This window comes from Micromonospora sp. NPDC051296 (assembly GCF_040682255.1).
In the GTDB taxonomy this organism is placed as follows: Bacteria; Actinomycetota; Actinomycetes; order Mycobacteriales; family Micromonosporaceae; genus Micromonospora; species Micromonospora craterilacus.
Genome location: NZ_JBFBAO010000683.1, coordinates 1 through 1,105, shown reverse-complemented (window position 1 = coordinate 1,105; position 1,105 = coordinate 1). Strand labels below are relative to the sequence as shown.

General features: G+C 76.1%; 1 protein-coding gene and 1 pseudogene. Both read right to left on the bottom strand.

The window, feature by feature from the left end; all coding sequences use genetic code 11:
- The coding region (mqnB, locus tag AB0M52_RS34115; protein WP_363962031.1) for a futalosine hydrolase at nt 1-511 on the bottom strand (511 nt) is incomplete at its 3' end.
- Nucleotides 508-1,105: pseudogene (locus AB0M52_RS34110) on the bottom strand (MFS transporter); the annotation flags it as partial. The pseudogene AB0M52_RS34110 and the gene mqnB, both read right to left, overlap by 4 nt.

Below are 1,105 nucleotides of genomic sequence, written 5' to 3'. Positions count from 1 at the left end.
CCACGCCGTACCCCTCCATGGCCTCGGCCACCGCGTCCGGGTGGCGCTGACGCAGCGCCTCGGTGCTGGCGGCGGTGCCGGTCACCGTACTGACCGTCAGCACCGGGCCCACGGCGGCGGCCGGCAGCGCGGCGCGCAGGACGGCCAGCAGGCCCGGGTCGGCGTCGACGGCGGTGCCGCCGCCGAGCAGCTCGGGCGGCATGCCGAGCTCGTCGACGGGGATGAAGCCGTCGGATGACTCCGCACCCAGGTCGGCGGCGACGGCACAGGTGCCGAGCACGGTGTCGCCGACCTGCACCAGACCCGAGAAGCCGCCGGCCACGCCCGCGCTGACCACCCCGCGGTACGGTCGGCCGGCCGCCTCGGCGAGCGCCAGCAGACGGGCGGTAGCCGCACCGGCGACGGCCGGGCCCACGCCGACGGGCACCACCGCCACGGTGGGGTCGGCGAGACCGGCCTGGATCGCCTCCGCCTCCGCGGGGACCGCGGTGACCACGAGCAGGCCGGTCACGGGATCGGGCCCGGAGAGCTGCGTCGGGTCTCGTCGTCGCTGCCGCCCGGACCGGGGACCGCCGACGACGGACGGTAGATGTGGAAACCCGGCGGCGCGAGGCCGGGCTCCTCGGAATCCGGCCCACCATGGAAGGGCGCTGGTGAGGTGGGGGCGGTGTCGGTGGTGCCGGCGGCCTCCCGGTCACGGGCGGCCCGCTCCTTGGCGGCCTGTTCGTCGGCCGCCCGCTCCTCCGCCGCCAGCTCGTCGTCGGTCAGTGGCCGTCCACGCAGCCGCTCGGCCCGCAATCGCCGGGCCATCACCAGCCCCCGCCCGGCGGCCAGCACCCCGACCCCGGCGGCGACGCCGATGCCGATCCGGCCGTCGAAGGGGACCAGCCCCAGCCCGCCGCCGGCCACGAAGGCGAGCATCAGCACCGTCTCCGAGTGGGCGAACGAGCTGGCCCGCAGCCGTTCCGGGATGCGTTCCTGGATCGAGGCGTCCACCGCGAGCTTGGCGATGCCGCTCATCATGGCCGCGACCACGCAGAACAAAGCGACCATCGGCAGGGAGAACTTCAGCGCGGTGAGCACGGCCACCCCGGCCACGATGATC